We start from the raw sequence: 17,245 nt of genomic DNA, 5'->3' as shown, positions 1-17,245 counted from the left end.
CATGAGAATCCTCGGCATCGACCCCGGCTTGCGCGTCACGGGTTTTGGCGTCATCGAGCAAGTAGGCCAGCGGCTCACCTACGTGACGAGCGGCGTCATCCGCACCGGCGACGGCGATCTGCCTTCCCGTTTGGGCACGATTTTCGAAGGCGTGTCGGCGCTGATCCGCCAGCACACGCCCGATCAGTCGGCGATCGAAAAAGTCTTCGTCAACGTGAACCCGCAATCGACGCTGCTGCTCGGTCAAGCGCGCGGCGCCGCGATTTGCGGGCTCGTCGCCGGCGGCGTTCCGGTCGCCGAGTACACGGCGCTGCAACTCAAGCAAGCGGTCGTCGGCTACGGGCGGGCAACGAAAGAACAGATGCAGCAAATGGTCGTGCGGCTGCTGAATCTGTCGGGCGTCCCCGGCACCGACGCCGCCGATGCGCTCGGCATGGCAATTTGCCATGCACACGGCGGCAATACGCTCGATACGCTCGGCGGCATCGCACCGGCATTGGCGAAAAAGGGGCTTAGGGTGCGGCGCGGGCGCCTCGTCGGATAAGGCTTCACTAGGTCCGAGAATTCATCCACCCGAGCCGGGGGATGAGCGCGGGCGGCATCACGTTGCTTTCCACCGCGCAATTCGACCGCCTTCGTACGTTTCTTCTGTCGCAGGAAACGAAGCTGATTGCCGGCACCAAGACCCGATATTTTGGGACCGTCGACGTCAGATGAAACGCGGGGTGCTAAAGTTCGTGCTCGCCATAGGCCCAAACACTATCGTCACGCTAAGCCCCCGCCATGATCGGTCGCATTGCCGGCATCCTGCTAGAAAAGAATCCGCCCCATCTGCTCGTCGATTGCAACGGCGTCGGCTACGAAGTCGACGTGCCGATGAGCACCTTCTACAACCTCCCGTCCGCAGGCGAAAAGGTCGTGCTGCTCACGCAGCTCATCGTGCGCGAGGATGCGCACTTGCTCTACGGCTTCGGTACCGTGCAGGAACGCGCGACGTTCCGCGAACTGCTCAAGATTAGCGGCATTGGCGCGCGCATGGCCCTGGCCGTCCTCTCCGGCATGAGCGTGCAGGAACTGGCGCAAGCGGTCACGCTGCAAGACGCTGCGCGCCTCACGCGCGTGCCCGGCATCGGCAAGAAAACCGCCGAGCGGCTGCTGCTCGAGCTGAAGGGCAAGCTCGGCGCCGACCTGGGCGCGGCCGCGGCGGGCGTCTCGCCGTCCGATCACGCCTCCGACATCCTGAACGCGCTGCTCGCGCTCGGCTACTCGGAGAAGGAAGCGCTGGCGGCGATCAAAAACGTGCCGGCCGGTACGGGCGTGTCGGAAGGCATCAAGCTCGCACTCAAGGCGCTTTCGAAGGCCTAAGCGGGTCGGCGGCCGGTGTCGGTCGCCCAGCATGAGCGGCCGATGCGCGCGGTACAATGGCACGCATGATCGAAACCGACAAGCTCGCCAGCGAGCGCATCATTGCCGCCACCCCCGCCTCGTCGCACGAGGAAGCGTTCGAGCGCGCGCTGCGTCCACGCCAGCTCGATGAATACATCGGGCAGGAAAAGGTGCGCGGCCAGCTCGAAATCTTCATCGAAGCGGCCAAACGCCGCTCCGAAGCGCTCGACCACGTCTTGCTGTTCGGGCCGCCCGGGCTTGGGAAAACGACGCTCGCCCACATCATCGCGCGCGAGATGGGCGTCAATCTGCGCCAAACGTCGGGGCCGGTGCTCGAGCGCGCGGGCGACCTGGCCGCCTTGCTCACGAATCTCGAAGCGAACGATGTCCTTTTCATCGACGAAATCCACCGGCTCTCGCCTGTCGTCGAGGAAATCCTGTATCCGGCGCTCGAGGACTATCAGATCGACATCATGATCGGCGAAGGGCCGGCCGCGCGTAGCGTGAAGCTCGATCTGCAACCGTTCACGCTTGTCGGCGCGACGACGCGAGCCGGCATGCTGACGAACCCGCTGCGCGATCGGTTCGGTATCGTCGCGCGACTCGAGTTCTACGACGCGGAGCAGCTTTCGCGCATCGTTCGTCGTTCGGCTGCGCTGCTCGGCGCGCAAATCCATCCGGAAGGCGCGCTGGAAATCGCCAAGCGCTCGCGCGGGACGCCGCGGATCGCGAACCGTCTGCTGCGGCGCGTCCGCGACTATGCGGAGGTCAAAGCCGACGGCGCCATCACCGCACGCGTCGCCGATGCCGCGCTGGCCATGCTCGATGTCGACCCGGTCGGCTTCGATCTGATGGACCGCAAACTGCTCGAAGCCATCTTGCACAAGTTCGACGGCGGCCCGGTCGGCGTCGACAACCTCGCCGCCGCGATCGGTGAGGAGCGCGACACGATCGAAGACGTCCTCGAGCCGTACCTCATCCAGCAAGGCTTCTTGCAGCGTACGCCGCGCGGACGCGTAGCAACGCTTGCCGCCTACCGGCACTTCGGCCTGGCCGCGCCCGACGCGCAAAGCCCGGTGCGCAATCTGTGGGACGACGCGGGCGGCGCATAAGCGCCCCGGTCCCTATTCTCGCGAGGAAGCGATGTCCGAACCGGTGAATCAGCGCGGTAACGGGCCGGACACCGCCGATCCCGCGTTCGTCATGCGCCTGCGCCAACGGATCTCGCAAGGCGTGCTGAGCATGACGAGCGGCAGCGGCCCCACCCTCGATTACTCCCACCCGCCGGGCGACCCGGGGCTGTTCGGCCCCGAAGCGCTCTGCTGGCGAGTGCATGCCGATTTCACGTCGATGATGATCGGCGGCGTCAGCGCATTGATGCTGCAAGCGCTGCACCCGCTGGCGCTGGCGGGCGTCTGGGATCATTCGACATTTCGCACCGACATACGCGGCCGCCTGCGGCGCACCGCGACGTTCATCGCTGGGACGACCTACGGCGCGCGCGCCGATGCGCTTGCGCTCATCGAGCGCGTCAAACGTATCCATCAATCGGTCACGGGCACCGCACCGGATGGCCGGCCCTATCGAGCCAGCGACCCCGCGTTGCTGACCTGGGTCCATGTCGCCGAGGTATCGAGCTTTCTGGCGGCGCATCTACGCTATGTGAATCCGTCGCTGGCGATCGTCGAACAAGATCGTTACTACGCCGAAGTGGCGTTGATCGCGAAAATGCTCGGCGCGAGCGACGTGCCCGAAACGCGTGCGCAAGTGGCCGACTATTTGTCGTCGATGCGGCCTCAGCTCGAAGCGGGGCCACGCACATTCGAGGTGATACGGATCTTGCGCGATACCGCGCTGCCCGAGCGTCCGCTCTTGCAACCCGCGGTGCGTTTGATGTTCAACGCCGGTGTCGATTTGCTGCCCGCTTGGGCGCAGCCGATGCTGGGCTTCAATGCCCTCACCCGAATGCAGGCTCGGCTTGCTCGACCCGGCGTACGCGTGGTGGGTCCACTCGTTCGATGGGCGCACGTGAACGCTGTTTCGAAACGCGCACGACGGCGCGTCAGCGCGGGTCGCGACGCTTAACGGCCGGTCGCCTTCGCCAAACCATCGTCATCGCTCGCGCCGTTCAAATGCGCGACGTCGGCCCATTCGAGCACGGTCGCGACGCCCGCTTCGTCGAATTCGACGCGATTGATACTCGTATTGAGCAACGGATAAGTACGCGGCGCATCGAGTGCGAGACCTTGCGCATATCGGTAGATGCAATCTAGAACGCCACCGTGCGTCACGCAGGCGATACGGCCGCCCGGGTGCTTAGCGACGATCCCGGCCACCGCATGCACGATCCGGTGATAGAACGTTCGCACGGACTCTCCGCCGGCAGGCGCGAAGCCTGGATCGCGTGTTTGCCAGTGTGCGTAGTCGTCCGGGTAGCGGCTGGCGATTTCTTGGCTGTCATGTCCTTGGAAAATGCCGTAAGCGCGCTCGCGCAGGGTTTGCATGAGATGCGGCACGATGCCGAGTGCGTCAGCCGTAGGCTGCGCCGTTTGCTGTGCGCGCTGCAAATCGCTCGAGTAGATCGCGTCGAGCCGCATCCCTTCGCGCGCTTCGCGCACGAACCGCTCGGCCAAACGCCGCGCCTGCTCGATGCCGGTATCGGCCAGGGCAATGTCGATATGTCCTTGGATCCGCTTCACGCGGTTCCAAGGCGTCTCGCCATGTCGGATGAAAAGAACTTGCGTCGGCATCGGCAGCGAATCGAAAAAAGGTTCAGGGGCGCGTCTGCAACCAGAAGGTCACGGGGCCGTCGTTGACGAGCGACACTTGCATCATCGCCCCGAACTCGCCCGTTTCGACGATCGGATGGCGCGCGCGAGCCGACGCCACGAAGTAATCGAACAAACGCTCGCCCTCTTCGGGTGCCGCCGCGGGCGTAAAGCTCGGCCGCAGGCCGCTCATCGTATCGGCCGCGAGCGTGAATTGAGAAACGAGCAGCAACCCGCCCGCACGCCCTGCCCCGTCGATGTTCGATATCGGCAGGTTCATCTTGCCCGCCGCGTCGCTGAACACGCGATAACCGAGCACCTTCGCCAGCAGCTTATCGGCGCTCGCCTGCGTATCGCCGCGCTCGGCGCATACAAGCGCGAGCAACCCGGGCCCGATTTCGCCCGTGACGCGCTCACCCACGCGCACGCTCGCCTGCGCGACTCGCTGAATGAGCGCGATCACCGACGCGCCCCGCAGCGTTTAGCGCGAGCAGGCGTGTTCGAAAAACGCGAGGGCACGAGCCGCCCCCTTACGCCGTTAGCGTCACGCGCGCGAATCGGCGTTTGCCGACCTGCACGACGTATTCGCCGGCCTCGACCTTCAAGCCCTTGTCCGAGATCGCCGTGCCGTCGATGCGCACGCCGCCTTGCTCGACGTTGCGCAGCGCTTCGCTCGTCGATGCGGCGAGCCCCGCCTGCTTGAGCAACTGGCCGATCGCGAGCGGCGCGCCGGCGAGCGTGACCGAAGGGATGTCGTCGGGCACGCCGCCTTTCGCACGGTGATTGAAATCGTCGAGCGCGCGCTCGGCATCCGCCTGCGAGTGGAATCGTGCGACGATTTCCTGTGCAAGCAGCACCTTGAAGTCGCGCGGATTGCGTCCTTCTTGCGCCTCGCGCCGGAAGTGCGCGATTTCATCGAGGCTGCGGAACGACAGCAGTTCGAAGTAGCGCCACATGAGCACATCGGAGATGCTCATGAGCTTGCCGAACATATCGGTCGGCTTTTCGCTGATGCCGATGTAGTTGTTCTTCGACTTCGACATCTTCTCGACGCCGTCGAGCCCTTCGAGCAGCGGCATGGTCAAGATGCACTGCTGCTCTTGGCCGTATTGCTTTTGCAGCTCGCGGCCGACCAGCAAGTTGAACTTCTGGTCCGTGCCGCCCAATTCCAAATCGGCGTTCAGCGCGACCGAGTCGTACCCTTGCATCAGTGGGTAGAGAAACTCGTGGATCGAGATCGGTACGCCGCCTTGGAAGCGTTTCGTGAAGTCTTCCCGCTCGAGAATACGCGCCACCGTGTAGCGCGACGCGAGCTTGATCATGCCGTCGGCGCCGAGCGGCATCGACCATTCGCTGTTGTAGCGGATTTCGGTTTTCTCGCGATCGAGCACGAGCGCGGCCTGCTCGAAGTACGTCTTGGCGTTCGATTCGATCTGCTCGCGCGTGAGCGGGGGACGCGTGGCGTTGCGCCCGGACGGATCGCCGATCAGCGACGTGAAGTCGCCGATCAGGAAGATAACCGTATGGCCGAGATCCTGAAGCTGGCGCATCTTATTGAGCACGACCGTATGCCCGACGTGGATATCGGGTGCGGTCGGGTCGAGGCCTAGCTTGATTCGCAGCGGCGTGCCCGTCGCCGCGCTGCGGGCGAGCTTCTGTGCGAATTCCTCTTCGATCAGCAGTTCATCGGCGCCGCGCTTGGCGACGGCGAGCGCGTGGCGCACCTCGTCCGTGATCGGAAACGGCGAGGCGGGCTTGGACGTGGACTCGGTGCTCATTGTTGAGATCGGTTGATCCGGCTGGCGGATGGTGCAAAAGATGCAATTGTCCCATATCTGGCGCGGCGACTGACGCGTTCGTGCCGCCCTTAGCGCGTCGGCCCGTTCTCGCGGATAATCGGTCCGGCGAGCAGGCGCGCACGCGCTTGCCGCACTTGTTTGGCTTAGGGCCCAAGCTTTGCCCGCAATCCCTACGAGGAGCAAGAATTGGCTGCAAGCGCGACTCAAAACGGTGCCGACGGCGTGTATTTCGGGCTGATGTCGGGTACGAGCATGGACGGCGTCGACGGCATCGCCGTCGAGTTTCAGGCGGACGCGCCCCCGCGCGTACTGGCCGACGCTTTCGTCGGCTTCGCAGACGGGCTGCGCGACGCGCTCTTCGCCCTGCAACACCCGGGCGAGAACGAAATCGAGCGCGAGGCGCTGGCCGCATCCGCGCTCGCGGCCCGCTACGCGGTCTGCTGCCACGAACTGCTTCGCAGCGCGAACATGGCCCCCACGCGCGTACGCGCGATCGGCGTGCACGGGCAAACGGTGCGCCACCGCCCGGAAAAGGGCTACACGCGGCAGATCAATAATCCCGCGCTGCTCGCGGAAATGACGCATATCGATGTAGTCGCCGATTTTCGCAGCCGCGACGTCGCGGCCGGCGGGCAAGGCGCCCCGCTCGTCCCGGCGTTTCATGCGCAGGTGTTCGGGGCGCAGGACGAAACGCGCGTCGTCTGCAATCTCGGCGGGATCAGCAATATCACCGTGCTGCCGCCTGCGCACCTGCGGGTGTCGAGCCGCGACGAACGAGACACGGGCGGCAGCAGCGACGGTCAAGCGGTCCGTGGGTTCGATTGCGGCCCCGCGAACGTGCTCCTCGACGAATGGGCGCGACGTCATCTCGGCACGCCCTACGACGAGGGTGGCCGCTTTGCCGCGAGCGGCACCGTTCATCAGGCGCTGCTGAACGTTTTGCTCGACGAACCGTTTTTCGGCCAGGCCCCGCCAAAGAGCACCGGCCGCGATTTGTTCAACGACAAGTGGCTCGATGCCAAATTGGCCGGCTTCGAGGCGCTCGCCCCCGCGGATGTGCAAGCGACGCTCGCCGCATTGACTGCCGTCAGCATCGCGCGCGAAATCGAACGGCATGCGCCCGGGTGCCGGGCCGTCTACGTCTGCGGCGGCGGTGCGCGCAACCCGGAACTGCTGAAGGCGCTCGAATATGCGCTCGAGCGCAGCGGCGTGAGCGGCGTGCCGGTCATGACGACCGAAGCGCTCGGCGTACCGCCGCACCATGTCGAAGCATTGGCGTTCGCATGGCTCGCCATGCGCTGCACCGAACGCGTCGCCGGCAACTTGCCGTCGGTGACGGGGGCAGCCGGAGAACGCGTATTGGGCGCCATTTACCCGCGCTGAACGCGGCTGTGCGCTGGCGGCGCTGGGCTGCGCAGCCGCTTAGTCGTCTAGTCGTTTAGTCGCCACCGGCCGCGAGGCCTGGCAGCAGCAATAGAAAACGGGGCCATGGCCCCGTTTGCTCGATGCGATAAGGCGAACGATCGATACGGCGCGGCTTAACCCGCGCGCATCGCACCGCTTAACGACGCATCAAACCGAGAACGACGAGCCGCAACCGCAAGTCGTCGAAGCATTCGGGTTTTTGATGACGAACTGGGCGCCGTTGATGTCGTCCTTGTAGTCGATTTCGGCGCCGACCAAATACTGGTAGCTCATCGAATCGATCAACAGTTGCACGCCGCCCTTGTTCATGACGGTGTCGTCTTCGTTGACCGCTTCGTCGAACGTAAAACCGTACTGGAAGCCCGAGCAGCCGCCGCCTTGCACGAACACGCGCAGCTTCAGTTCGGGGTTGCCTTCTTCGTCGATCAGTTGTTTCACTTTGTCAGCCGCGGCGTCGGTAAAGACGAACGGGCTCGGCATTTCGGTCACGGGGGTATCGGTGACGGCGTTCATTCGAACTCTCCAAAAAAGCTTCTAGCGCTATTGTATGGCCCTTCGCCAACTCGTGCTCTGTCCGTCTTCGGTAACCCTATGAATGCAATGGGTTCTCGAGCACGCGGCGCCGGTCGCCAGCGGTAGACCGGTCGTTTCGCATCGAGGCGAGCCGCCCGGAAAAAACGAAAAGCCGCCGTGCGCATGCAACGGCGGCTTTTCGGCGGCGCACCGCTCGGTAAGCGGTGCGCGTCGAAACGATTAACGCTTCGAGAATTGCTTCCGGCGACGTGCCTTGTGGAAGCCGACCTTCTTACGTTCGACTTCACGAGCGTCACGCGTAACGAAGCCAGCGTTCGACAGAGCCGGCTTCAGCGTTGCGTCGTAGTCCATCAGCGCGCGCGTGATGCCGTGGCGAACGGCACCCGCTTGACCCGTTTCACCGCCGCCCGACACGTTGACTTTGATGTCGAACGTCGTGGCGTGGTTCGTGAGTTCCAGCGGCTGACGCACGATCATCAGCGACGTTTCGCGCGAGAAGTAATCAGCGATGGGCTTGCCGTTGACGACGATGTCGCCCTTGCCTGCCTTGATGAAGACACGAGCGACGGCGCTTTTGCGGCGGCCCGTACCGTAGTTCCAGTTACCGATCATGTGGGCTCCCCTTAGATCTCGAGCGCCTTCGGCTGTTGAGCCGAATGCGGATGCGTGGCTTCAGCGTAGACCTTCAGCTTCTTGATCATCGCGTAGCCGAGCGGGCCCTTCGGCAGCATGCCCTTGACCGCCTTCTCGAGCGCACGGCCCGGGAAGCGCTCTTGCATCTTGCCGAACGTCGTTTCGTAGATGCCGCCCGGGTAGCCCGAGTGACGGTAGTACTTCTTGTCGGTGGTCTTGTTGCCCGTGACCTTCAACTTGCCGGCGTTGATAACGATGATGAAATCACCGGTGTCGACGTGCGGGGTGAACTCAGGCTTATGCTTGCCGCGAAGACGGCGTGCCACTTCGCTGGCGACACGGCCGAGAACCTTATCCGTCGCGTCAATCACGTACCATTCGCGCGTCACCTCTTCGGCTTTGGCGGAAAACGTCTTCATGATCGATCCAAAAAATTGATCTGCCCTTCTACGTATTTTTCCTGCTTAGGTTGGCGCATCGAGGCACCGTGCAGGCTCTCCCTGTTCTTCTTCCGCGGGCATGGATGCGGAAAACCCTGAATTATAAAGGAATTTGACAGCGCACGTCAAAGGCGTTCTCACCTCGGCCGAGACGGAGCACCAAAGGGCGCTGCTCCGATCTTCGCGAATTCGTCCTATGAATTGGGCCGCGGGGCCGCGCCGCTCTATGCGGCGTGGGGCGGGCCGCGCAGCGCCGAGGCAAAAAAAAGCCCGAACTCTAGGCTCGGGCTTAATCCACCTAAGGAGGAGGGTGGAGGAGACATGCGGAGATTGTCGAGAGCGACAATCAATGAAACGCATTGTACAGAGCGAAGCGCCGCTAGGCAAGAAAATTTGCATAGCGAAAACAGATCTCATAATGTGATATGCAACGTGACGCTCAGCGCGAACGCGCCGCCTCCGACCCCGGGGCTACAATGCCAATCCAACGAACATCAACACGAGAAAGCGGGAGTTGCGCGATGGAATGCAAAGTGAGCTGGATGGGCGCGGATGGCATGGCCTTCGCCGCCGAGACGGGCAGTGGTCATTTGGCGATGATGGACGGCGCGCCGGAAGGCGGCGGACGCAATCTGGCGCCGCGGCCGATGGAGATGGTGCTGCTCGGCACCGGCGGATGCACGGCCTACGACGTCGTCATGATTTTGAAAAAGAGCCGGCAGGAGATCGCGGGCTGTTCCGTGACGCTGAAGGCCGAGCGCGCGAGCGAAGACCCCAAGGTATTCACGAAGATCCATTTCCACTTTACGGTGACCGGCAAGAATTTGAACCCGGCCACGGTCGAGCGCGCGATCAACCTATCGCACGACAAGTACTGCTCGGCCTCGATCATGATCGCCAAGACGGCCGAACTCACGCATTCGTTCGATATCGTCGAGGCCTAAACCGTTGGGCGGCGGCCCATCGTCGATGGGTATAACGGTGAGATGGGCGAGATGAAGTGAAAAGCAAAGCAGGCCGGTAAGCCGGATTCTGTGCGGTTGCGATGCCTTGCGGCACCGCAACCGTGGCAGCCATTCCTCTAGACGCGCCATTGCTGACGCGCTCAAGCTTCCTACCCGCAGGCAAGACGGGGGCCCCGCCCTGCATCCGAAGACGCGTGCCTGCCTATTTGGAATTGCTCCGGGTGGAGGTTACCGTGCCGTCTACGTCGCCGCAGACGCGGTGCGCTCTTACCGCACCGTTTCACCCTTACCTGATCCCGGCTTGCGCCGGGCCATCGGCGGTTTGCTCTCTGTTGCCCTGTTCCGCGTGTCACCACGGATGGCCGTTAGCCATCACCCTGCCCTATGGAGTCCGGACTTTCCTCGCCCTTCCCGGCGCGAACCGGGAAAGCCGCGACTGCCTGGCCTACTTTGCTGACGCGCAGTTTACCATCGCTCGCCTCAACGCGGCCGGCGCCGCCCCGCGCGAAACACCTGCGGGTCGTCGTAAAAGAGCGGATCGACATTGGCGGGCCAAAATCCGGGGACGCCCAGCACAGGCAGCGGTGCGTAACGGCCGGCGTCGAGGACACTGTGTTCGAGCGAGGCTGCGACCGTGCGATCGAGCCAAGCCTGCCGGCGCTCGTCGGCCCAGGCGAAATATTCGGGCGGCGCCGCGACGATCCAAGCGTGGCCCGTGCAGGCCTTATAAGGTGAGATCAGCTTTTCGAGCAGCGCATGGCCGAACACCCGCACCTCGCAGCGCTCGCCCCATGCCGTACGCTCGTCGAGAAACAGACGCCGCCACTCGAACGCTTTCAGCGCGGCGCCCAAGGACGGATCCGAGCAAACGAAGAGCAGCGCGTTTTCGTCGAACAGCGTGAGGAAGTCGCGTTCGGCCCCGCGCGCAGCGCCCACCCCGCTTCGATCGATCGCTCTCGCTTGGCGAGCATTGAGCGTTGCCTTCACGCCCGGATACGTGAACCATACGAGCGCATTGAAGAAATCGTGCAGGTTGCGGCGCGTCGGCACGCCCCCTGTTTGAGCGATATGCGCTTCATAGGCGACGCTATGCGGCAGTTCCGACTGTTCGATGAACGAAAGCGGGCGGCCCTCGCCCGTCACGTATCCCGCGTCGCCGGCCTGCCGCGCGAGCATCCGGACATAATCGGCCGGATCCGCTTGCACTCGGTCGCACCAGCGGCTGCCACGCGACGAGTAAGGGACCAGCCAAGGTGCCGACCAATCGATTCGGTCAAGGCGGGGGATCGACAAACCGCCGTCGAGGACACCCGAGGATTCTTGCAGCATCGTGCCGTGCCCGCCGCCTACGTCCGTCTTAGGCGAGCCGCCAACCGATCGCCTCTCCCCCGCGCAGCGGTACCACGGTGGCTTCGCCGGCAAGGATCTCGGCCGGCAGCGTCCAGGACTCGCGCAAGAGCGTGACGCGTTCGCTGCTGCGCGGCAGGCCGTAAAAATCGGGCCCGAAGAAACTCGCGAAGCCTTCCAGCTTATCCAGCGCGCCCGCATTGTCGAACGCTTCCGCATACAGCTCGAGCGCATGCAGCGCCGTGTAGCAGCCTGCGCAACCGCACGCGTGCTCCTTCAGGCCCTTCGGGTGCGGCGCGCTGTCGGTGCCGAGGAAGAAGCGCGGATTGCCGGAGGTCGCCGCCTCGACGAGCGCGACGCGGTGCGTTTCCCGCTTGAGCACCGGCAGGCAGTAATAGTGCGGGCGAATCCCGCCCTGAAAGATCGCGTTGCGGTTGTAGAGCAAGTGGTGCGCGGTGATCGTCGCCCCCAAAAGCCCGGCCGGCGCGCCTTCGTCGCGCACATATTGCGCCGCGTCCTTCGTCGTGATGTGTTCGAACACGACCTTCAGCGCCGGGAAATCACGGCGCAGCGGCGTCATCACGCGATCGATGAAGACCTTTTCGCGGTCGAACAAATCGATCGTCGAATCCGTCACCTCGCCGTGCACGAGCAACGGCATGCCGACTGCTTGCATCGTCTCGAGCGTCTTCGCGCATTTCGACAGATCGGTCACGCCGAAATCGGAATTGGTCGTCGCGCCCGCCGGATAAAGCTTCACGCCGTGCACGAAGCCACTCTCGCGCGCACGCCGGATTTCGTCGGGCGGCGTGTTGTCGGTCAAATACAACGTCATCAACGGCTCGAACTTCGCGCCGATCGGCAGCGCCGCGAGAATGCGGTCGCGATAGGCGCGCGCCGCATCCACCGTGGTGACGGGCGGCTTCAGGTTCGGCATGACGATCGCGCGCCCGAACTGGCGAACGGTATGCGGCAACACGGCGCTCAGCATCTCGCCGTCGCGCAAATGCAAGTGCCAATCGTCGGGACGGGCCAAGGTCAGCGAGGCGCAAGCACCCGCGGCGGAATCGGAAGCGTTCATGGCGAAAATCTGGCTAGAGGCCTAACGGGTAACCCGCGCGGCAACGAGAAGTGGAAACAAATATGTAGCAAGCCGAGCGCCATCGTGGAAAAACCGCAACGGCCGCACCGTTACGCTCGCGGATTTCGCTTTTTTCGGCCGGCGGCTCGGTATATGCTTCAAAAAAACATATTGTAGCGGGTTCGCCATGCGTACCCGCCCATTCACACGCACCACCAGCCGTAAAATGTGCCAACTCCTCGGAATGAACTGCGCCGCGCCGACGGACGTCACGTTCTCCTTCACGGGCTTCGCCGCCCGCGGCGGCATCACCGATCATCATGCGGACGGCTGGGGCATCGCCTTCTTCGAAGACAAAGCCTGTCGGTTGTTCATCGATCATCAATCGTCGGCCACGTCGCCGATCGCGGAGATGGTCAAACGCTATCCCATCAAATCGAAGAACACGATCGCGCATATCCGTAAGGCGACCCAAGGCCATATCCTGCTCGAGAATTGCCATCCGTTCATGCGGGAGCTCTGGGGCCGGCATTGGATCTTTGCGCATAACGGCGATTTACAAGCGTACCGGCCCGAGATAACCGGCGTATACCAGCCGGTCGGCACGACCGACAGCGAACTCGCATATTGCGCATTGATGCAAGGTTTGCGTCGCGCGTTTCCCGGTGCGCAGCCGCCGCTGCAAGAGCTCTTCGATGCGCTCGCCGCACTCACGCGCGAGGTCACGAACTACGGTGTGTTCAATTTCTTGATGTCGAACGGCCAGGCCCTCTTCGCGCATTGCTCGACGCACCTGCACTACATCGTGCGGCGCTGGCCGTTTTCGACGGCGCATTTGATCGACGCCGATATGTCGATCGATTTCGCGCAGTACACGACGCCCGAGGATCGCGTCGCCGTCATCGCCACGCAGCCGCTCACCGACGACGAAATCTGGACGGCGTTCGCACCGGGCGATCTATTGATGTTCCAAGACGGCGAGGTCACGGCGCGAACGCATATTCCGGTGCCGGCGAGCGTGCTCGAAAAAGCGCGCAATCCGGCCTGCGATCCAAGTGCCTCGGCCTCGATGCGCGCGCCGCTCGCGGCGTCCAGCGCGGACGCCGACGACATCGCGGCCTTCGAATCGTAAATTCGCCGAGCAGCGCGGCCGCTCGGCCGCGCGTTCAGTGCAGAATCTTCGCGAGAAATTCTTTCGCGCGATCGGACTTCGGATTCTCGAAAAAGGCCTCTTTGCGGTCGTCCTCGACGATCGCTCCGCGATCCATGAAGATGACGCGGTGCGCGACTTTCTTCGCGAAACCCATTTCATGGGTCACGCACATCATCGTCATGCCTTCTTGCGCCAACTCGACCATCACGTCGAGCACTTCGTTGATCATCTCGGGATCGAGCGCGGACGTAGGCTCGTCGAATAGCATCGCCACCGGATCCATCGACAGCGCCCGCGCGATCGCCACACGCTGCTGCTGACCGCCCGACAACTGCGCGGGAAACTTGTCGGCCTGCGCTTTCAGTCCCACGCGATCGAGCAGCGCCAAGCCTTTGTCGAGCGCCTCGTCCTTCGAGCGGCCGAGGACCTTCAATTGCGCGAGCGTGAGGTTCTCCATGATCGACAGATGCGGAAACAATTCGAAGTGCTGGAACACCATGCCCACCTTCGAGCGCAACTTCGACAGATTCGTCTGGGCATCGCGCAGCGATTGGCCATCGACGACGATCTCGCCTTCCTGAAACGACTCGAGGCCGTTCACGGTCTTGATCAAGGTCGACTTACCCGAGCCCGACGGCCCGCAGACGACGACCACTTCGCCTTTCGCGACTTCCGTCGTGCAATCGGACAGCACTTGAAACGTGCCGTACCACTTCGAAACGTGCTTGATCGAAATCATTCCCGTGATCCCTTTGCTGAAAACGCTCGCCGCCCGTTGCTCGAACCGGCGAAGCCTTCGCATGATACGCGGCCTCGCCGCATACGAAAAACGGGCGACATCTTTTCGATGCCGCCCGTCCAGGGGAAGCCGGATACGCCGTGAGGGGCGCGCCGGCAAGTCAAACCCGTTTCGCTTGTGGCGAATAGGGAATCAGGGATACAGGCCGCGCATTTCGCGCGCCATCAAAATCCGCTTACATGCGACGATGAACGCCGCCGTGCGCATCGACACCTTGTTCTCGCTCGCGACTTGCCACACGGCATTGAACGCTTCGCGCATCACGCGCTCGAGACGCTGGTTGATTTCGTCCTCGGTCCAGAAGAAGCTCGAGAAGTCTTGCACCCACTCGAAGTACGAAACCGTCACGCCGCCCGCATTGGCCACGACGTCGGGGATGATCAATACGCCCTTGTCGTGCAAGATGTCGTCGGCCGCCGTCGTCGTCGGGCCGTTCGCGCCTTCGACGATGATCTTCGTCTTGATCTTGCCCGCGTTCTTTTCCGTGATCTGGTTTTCGAGCGCAGCGGGGATGAGGATGTCGCTTTCGATCGTCCAGAACTCGTCGTTCGCGAGCGGATCGGCGCCCGTGAAGCCGCCCACGCCGCCCGTGTTCGCCACGTGCTGGAGCAACGCGTTCGTATCGATGCCGCTCGACTTGTAGAGCGAACCGCTGTGATCTTGCACGGCGACAACCTTGGCGCCCGCTTCTTCGAACAGACGCGCAGCGATACCGCCGACATTGCCGAAGCCTTGCACCGCGATACGCGCGCCTTGAATCTCGAGGCCCACGCGGCGCGCCGCTTCCGTGCCGACGACGAACACGCCGCGGCCCGTCGCTTCGCGGCGGCCCAGCGAGCCGCCCAGCGCGATCGGCTTACCCGTCACGACGCCCGTGGCCGTTTGGCCCTGGTTCATCGAGTACGTGTCCATCATCCACGCCATGATCTGCTCGTTCGTGTTGACGTCAGGCGCGGGAATGTCCGTATTCGGTCCGATGATGATGCCGATCTCGCTCGTGTAGCGGCGCGTGACGCGCTCGAGCTCGCCGCGCGAAAGCTTGCGCGGGTCGACGCGGATACCGCCCTTCGCCCCGCCGTACGGCACGTTCACAGCGGCATTCTTCACCGACATCCATGCGGACAGCGCCATCACTTCCGAGAGCGTCACGTCTTGGTGGTAACGCACGCCGCCCTTGCCGGGACCGCGCGAGACGTTGTGCTGAACGCGATAGCCTTCGAAGTGCGCAACGGTGCCGTTATCGAGTTCGATAGGCACGTCGACAATGAGAATGCGCTTCGGACGCTTGAGTGTTTCGAGCCAACGCGACGACGAACCGAGGTACGGCGCGACGCGATCGACTTGACGCAGATAGTTTCCCCAGGGGCCGAGATCGTCGGCATGCAAGTACGAGGGGATCGATTGTGCAGACGTGGTGGACTGCAATTGCGAGGACATGGACACTCCAACGGTCACTGAATGTGCGCCATTGTCGAAAAAGGGCTTTTTGAAATCCAATGCCGTTTGGTCATCCCGTTATGCATTTCTTGCATAACCTTCGGATAACGGCCTGCACCCGGCGCGGCGCCCCGCCTTACGCCGCAAGGGTGCGCCGCGCGCCGTTCGCTACGCTTGGGTCACGCCGAGCTCGCCGGCGACGACCTGCCATAACCGGCGTACGAGCTCTTGGCGCGGATCGTCGGCGTTGCTCGCGAGCTTGTCGCGATACAAGCGGATTTCCATCGTCAACGTGAAGCGTTCGGCGGCCAATCCGCGCGAAGCGGTACGGTCGAGCCGAATCAGCTCGCCGGCGGCCACGGCGTCTTCGACCGCGCTGTGGGGCAAGAAGGCGATGCCGTGTCCGGCGAGCGCCATCGCCTTGAGCGCCTCGGCCATATCGGTCTCGTAGACGCGATCCAGACAGAGCCGCTCCGGTGCATTCGCCACGATCACTTCGGTCATACGCCCGAGGTACGCATTCGGCGTGTACGACAGATACGGAACGGGTGCATCGGGCGTGCCCGGCAAGAGGTAGCGCGCGCGGCCCGCGCGGGTCGGCGCCGAAAACGGGCTGATCGGCTCGAAGCCGAGCGTGAGCATGTCGTAGCGCCCCGGATCGAGCGCCACGGGATGGCTGGGATGATGGTAGGCCATCACGAGATCGCAGCCGCCCTCGACCAGAGACAGGACGGCATCGTGCACGTTCAACGCGCGCAGCCGTGTATGGATCGAGCCCATATGGGCCTCGATACGCTGTAGCCATTGTGGAAAGTAGGTCAGCGACAGCGTATGCGGCACGGCGAATTCGATCGTGGCGCCGGGCACGCCGGCATGCCCGCGCAGCAAGATGCGCGACTCGTGCATATGCGACAACATCGCCAGCGCCTGTTCGCGGAACACTTCCCCCGCTTGCGTGAGCCGGGTCGGATAGACCGACCGGTCGATGAGCTCGGTGCCGAGCCATGCCTCCAGCGCTTGGATGCGACGGGAAAACGCGGGCTGCGTCACATGCCGCAATTCGGCCGAACGGCTGAAGCTGCGCGTCTCAGCGAGCGATACGAAGTCTTCAAGCCATTTCAGTTCCATGCGGGGCGTGGGCCGTGCGGCCGATCGATGAACGACGCCCGCATTGTACCGGGCGGCCCCCGGTACCCCCAGTCGCTGCCCGCACGGCGTTCGTGCCGCGCGGCACGGTGACGCAAGGGGCACCCACGGCGGGCCTTGTCGTGGCAACGTTGGTGCATCGCACCATCGGCGCGCGCGGGGCACATCCCCGGTGCCGACCGCGCGATGCAGGTGCGTTCGTCGGCACCGCGAACGAACGGGCGGGCGCCGGCATGACTTCAGACAAAAATGCATCGCAAATGCCGCAATCGCAAGCGGGGCTTAGCGTTGCGGACATCGGGCCGAACCCGGGAGGCACCGATGGCATAGGG

The 17,245-nt window shown here is 63.6% G+C and carries 18 protein-coding genes and 1 other RNA gene; 7 read left to right on the top strand and 12 right to left on the bottom strand.

Features of this window, described 5'->3' with window-relative positions; all coding sequences use genetic code 11:
- The first annotated feature begins 1 nt into the window (after position 1).
- The 4 genes from ruvC (at position 2) to AB1286_RS15420 (ending at position 3,471) form a co-directional block, all read left to right on the top strand.
- Positions 2–544, top strand: coding sequence for a crossover junction endodeoxyribonuclease RuvC (gene ruvC, locus AB1286_RS15435; protein ID WP_430364082.1), 543 nt, complete (start codon positions 2–4; stop codon positions 542–544).
- 239 nt (positions 545–783) lie between these two features.
- Complete coding sequence (gene ruvA / locus AB1286_RS15430) at positions 784–1,365, top strand: Holliday junction branch migration protein RuvA (protein WP_430364081.1); 582 nt, start codon at positions 784–786, stop codon at positions 1,363–1,365.
- A 65-nt stretch (positions 1,366–1,430) separates the two neighbouring features.
- Entirely contained in the window at positions 1,431–2,498 is a 1,068-nt protein-coding gene (gene ruvB / locus AB1286_RS15425; RefSeq protein WP_430364080.1) for a Holliday junction branch migration DNA helicase RuvB, read from the top strand.
- Positions 2,499–2,529: 31 nt separating this feature from the next.
- Positions 2,530–3,471, top strand: a complete 942-nt coding sequence (locus AB1286_RS15420) for an oxygenase MpaB family protein (RefSeq protein WP_430364079.1) — start codon at positions 2,530–2,532, stop codon at positions 3,469–3,471.
- On the opposite strand, the gene AB1286_RS15415 is transcribed toward AB1286_RS15420, so the two are convergent.
- The 3 genes from AB1286_RS15415 to tyrS form a co-directional block, all read right to left on the bottom strand.
- Positions 3,468–4,136 carry a histidine phosphatase family protein gene (locus tag AB1286_RS15415; protein WP_430364078.1) on the bottom strand — a complete coding sequence of 223 codons (669 nt, stop codon included), beginning with the start codon at positions 4,134–4,136 and terminating at the stop codon, positions 3,468–3,470. The two genes, AB1286_RS15420 and AB1286_RS15415, sit on opposite strands and share 4 nt — an antisense overlap.
- Positions 4,137–4,158: 22 nt before the next feature.
- Positions 4,159–4,617, bottom strand: coding sequence for a D-aminoacyl-tRNA deacylase (gene dtd, locus AB1286_RS15410; RefSeq protein ID WP_430364077.1), 459 nt, complete (start codon positions 4,615–4,617; stop codon positions 4,159–4,161).
- Positions 4,618–4,684: 67 nt separating this feature from the next.
- On the bottom strand, positions 4,685–5,932 hold the full coding sequence (gene tyrS, locus AB1286_RS15405) for a tyrosine--tRNA ligase (RefSeq protein WP_430364076.1): 1,248 nt from the start codon (positions 5,930–5,932) through the stop codon (positions 4,685–4,687).
- Positions 5,933–6,139: 207 nt separating this feature from the next.
- Between tyrS and AB1286_RS15400 the strand changes: the two genes are divergently transcribed.
- On the top strand, positions 6,140–7,336 hold the full coding sequence (locus AB1286_RS15400; RefSeq protein WP_430364075.1) for an anhydro-N-acetylmuramic acid kinase: 1,197 nt from the start codon (positions 6,140–6,142) through the stop codon (positions 7,334–7,336).
- Between the two features lie 189 nt (positions 7,337–7,525).
- Here the strand turns inward: AB1286_RS15400 and erpA are convergent, their stop codons facing one another.
- From erpA to rplM, 3 genes are all read right to left on the bottom strand, one after another.
- A complete protein-coding gene (gene erpA / locus AB1286_RS15395; protein WP_430364074.1) occupies positions 7,526–7,891 on the bottom strand; it encodes an iron-sulfur cluster insertion protein ErpA in 366 nt (121 codons plus the stop codon).
- 240 nt (positions 7,892–8,131) lie between these two features.
- A complete protein-coding gene (gene rpsI / locus AB1286_RS15390) occupies positions 8,132–8,524 on the bottom strand; it encodes a 30S ribosomal protein S9 (protein ID WP_102643874.1) in 393 nt (130 codons plus the stop codon).
- Between the two features lie 11 nt (positions 8,525–8,535).
- The gene (rplM, locus tag AB1286_RS15385) at positions 8,536–8,964 is read right to left on the bottom strand and encodes a 50S ribosomal protein L13 (RefSeq protein WP_102609495.1); all 429 of its coding nucleotides are present in this window, start codon (positions 8,962–8,964) and stop codon (positions 8,536–8,538) included.
- Positions 8,965–9,506: 542 nt separating this feature from the next.
- Between rplM and AB1286_RS15380 the strand changes: the two genes are divergently transcribed.
- Complete coding sequence (locus AB1286_RS15380; protein WP_430364073.1) at positions 9,507–9,929, top strand: OsmC family protein; 423 nt, start codon at positions 9,507–9,509, stop codon at positions 9,927–9,929.
- Between the two features lie 61 nt (positions 9,930–9,990).
- On the opposite strand, the gene rnpB is transcribed toward AB1286_RS15380, so the two are convergent.
- The 3 genes from rnpB to pyrC form a co-directional block, all read right to left on the bottom strand.
- Positions 9,991–10,402: RNase P RNA component class A (rnpB, locus tag AB1286_RS15375), an RNA gene on the bottom strand.
- Positions 10,403–10,430: 28 nt separating this feature from the next.
- Positions 10,431–11,279 (bottom strand): DUF3025 domain-containing protein, encoded by an 849-nt coding sequence (locus AB1286_RS15370; RefSeq protein ID WP_430364072.1) that lies wholly within the window; start codon positions 11,277–11,279, stop codon positions 10,431–10,433.
- A 28-nt stretch (positions 11,280–11,307) separates the two neighbouring features.
- Positions 11,308–12,378 carry a dihydroorotase gene (gene pyrC, locus AB1286_RS15365; protein ID WP_430364071.1) on the bottom strand — a complete coding sequence of 357 codons (1,071 nt, stop codon included), beginning with the start codon at positions 12,376–12,378 and terminating at the stop codon, positions 11,308–11,310.
- A gap of 226 nt (positions 12,379–12,604) precedes the next feature.
- On the opposite strand from pyrC, the gene AB1286_RS15360 reads away from it, so the two are divergent.
- On the top strand, positions 12,605–13,510 hold the full coding sequence (locus AB1286_RS15360) for a class II glutamine amidotransferase (RefSeq protein WP_430364070.1): 906 nt from the start codon (positions 12,605–12,607) through the stop codon (positions 13,508–13,510).
- A gap of 34 nt (positions 13,511–13,544) precedes the next feature.
- Here the strand turns inward: AB1286_RS15360 and AB1286_RS15355 are convergent, their stop codons facing one another.
- The 3 genes from AB1286_RS15355 to AB1286_RS15345 form a co-directional block, all read right to left on the bottom strand.
- Positions 13,545–14,270, bottom strand: a complete 726-nt coding sequence (locus AB1286_RS15355) for an amino acid ABC transporter ATP-binding protein (protein WP_430364069.1) — start codon at positions 14,268–14,270, stop codon at positions 13,545–13,547.
- Positions 14,271–14,462: 192 nt separating this feature from the next.
- Entirely contained in the window at positions 14,463–15,767 is a 1,305-nt protein-coding gene (locus AB1286_RS15350) for a Glu/Leu/Phe/Val family dehydrogenase (protein WP_430364068.1), read from the bottom strand.
- 168 nt (positions 15,768–15,935) lie between these two features.
- Positions 15,936–16,895, bottom strand: coding sequence for a LysR family transcriptional regulator (locus AB1286_RS15345; RefSeq protein WP_430364067.1), 960 nt, complete (start codon positions 16,893–16,895; stop codon positions 15,936–15,938).
- Between the last annotated feature and the right edge of the window lie 350 nt (positions 16,896–17,245).

The organism is Trinickia sp. NRRL B-1857 (assembly GCF_050470685.1).
GTDB lineage: Bacteria > Pseudomonadota > Gammaproteobacteria > Burkholderiales > Burkholderiaceae > Trinickia.
Note: the sequence above shows the minus strand (reverse complement) of the source record. Positions and strands in the feature narration are given on the sequence as shown.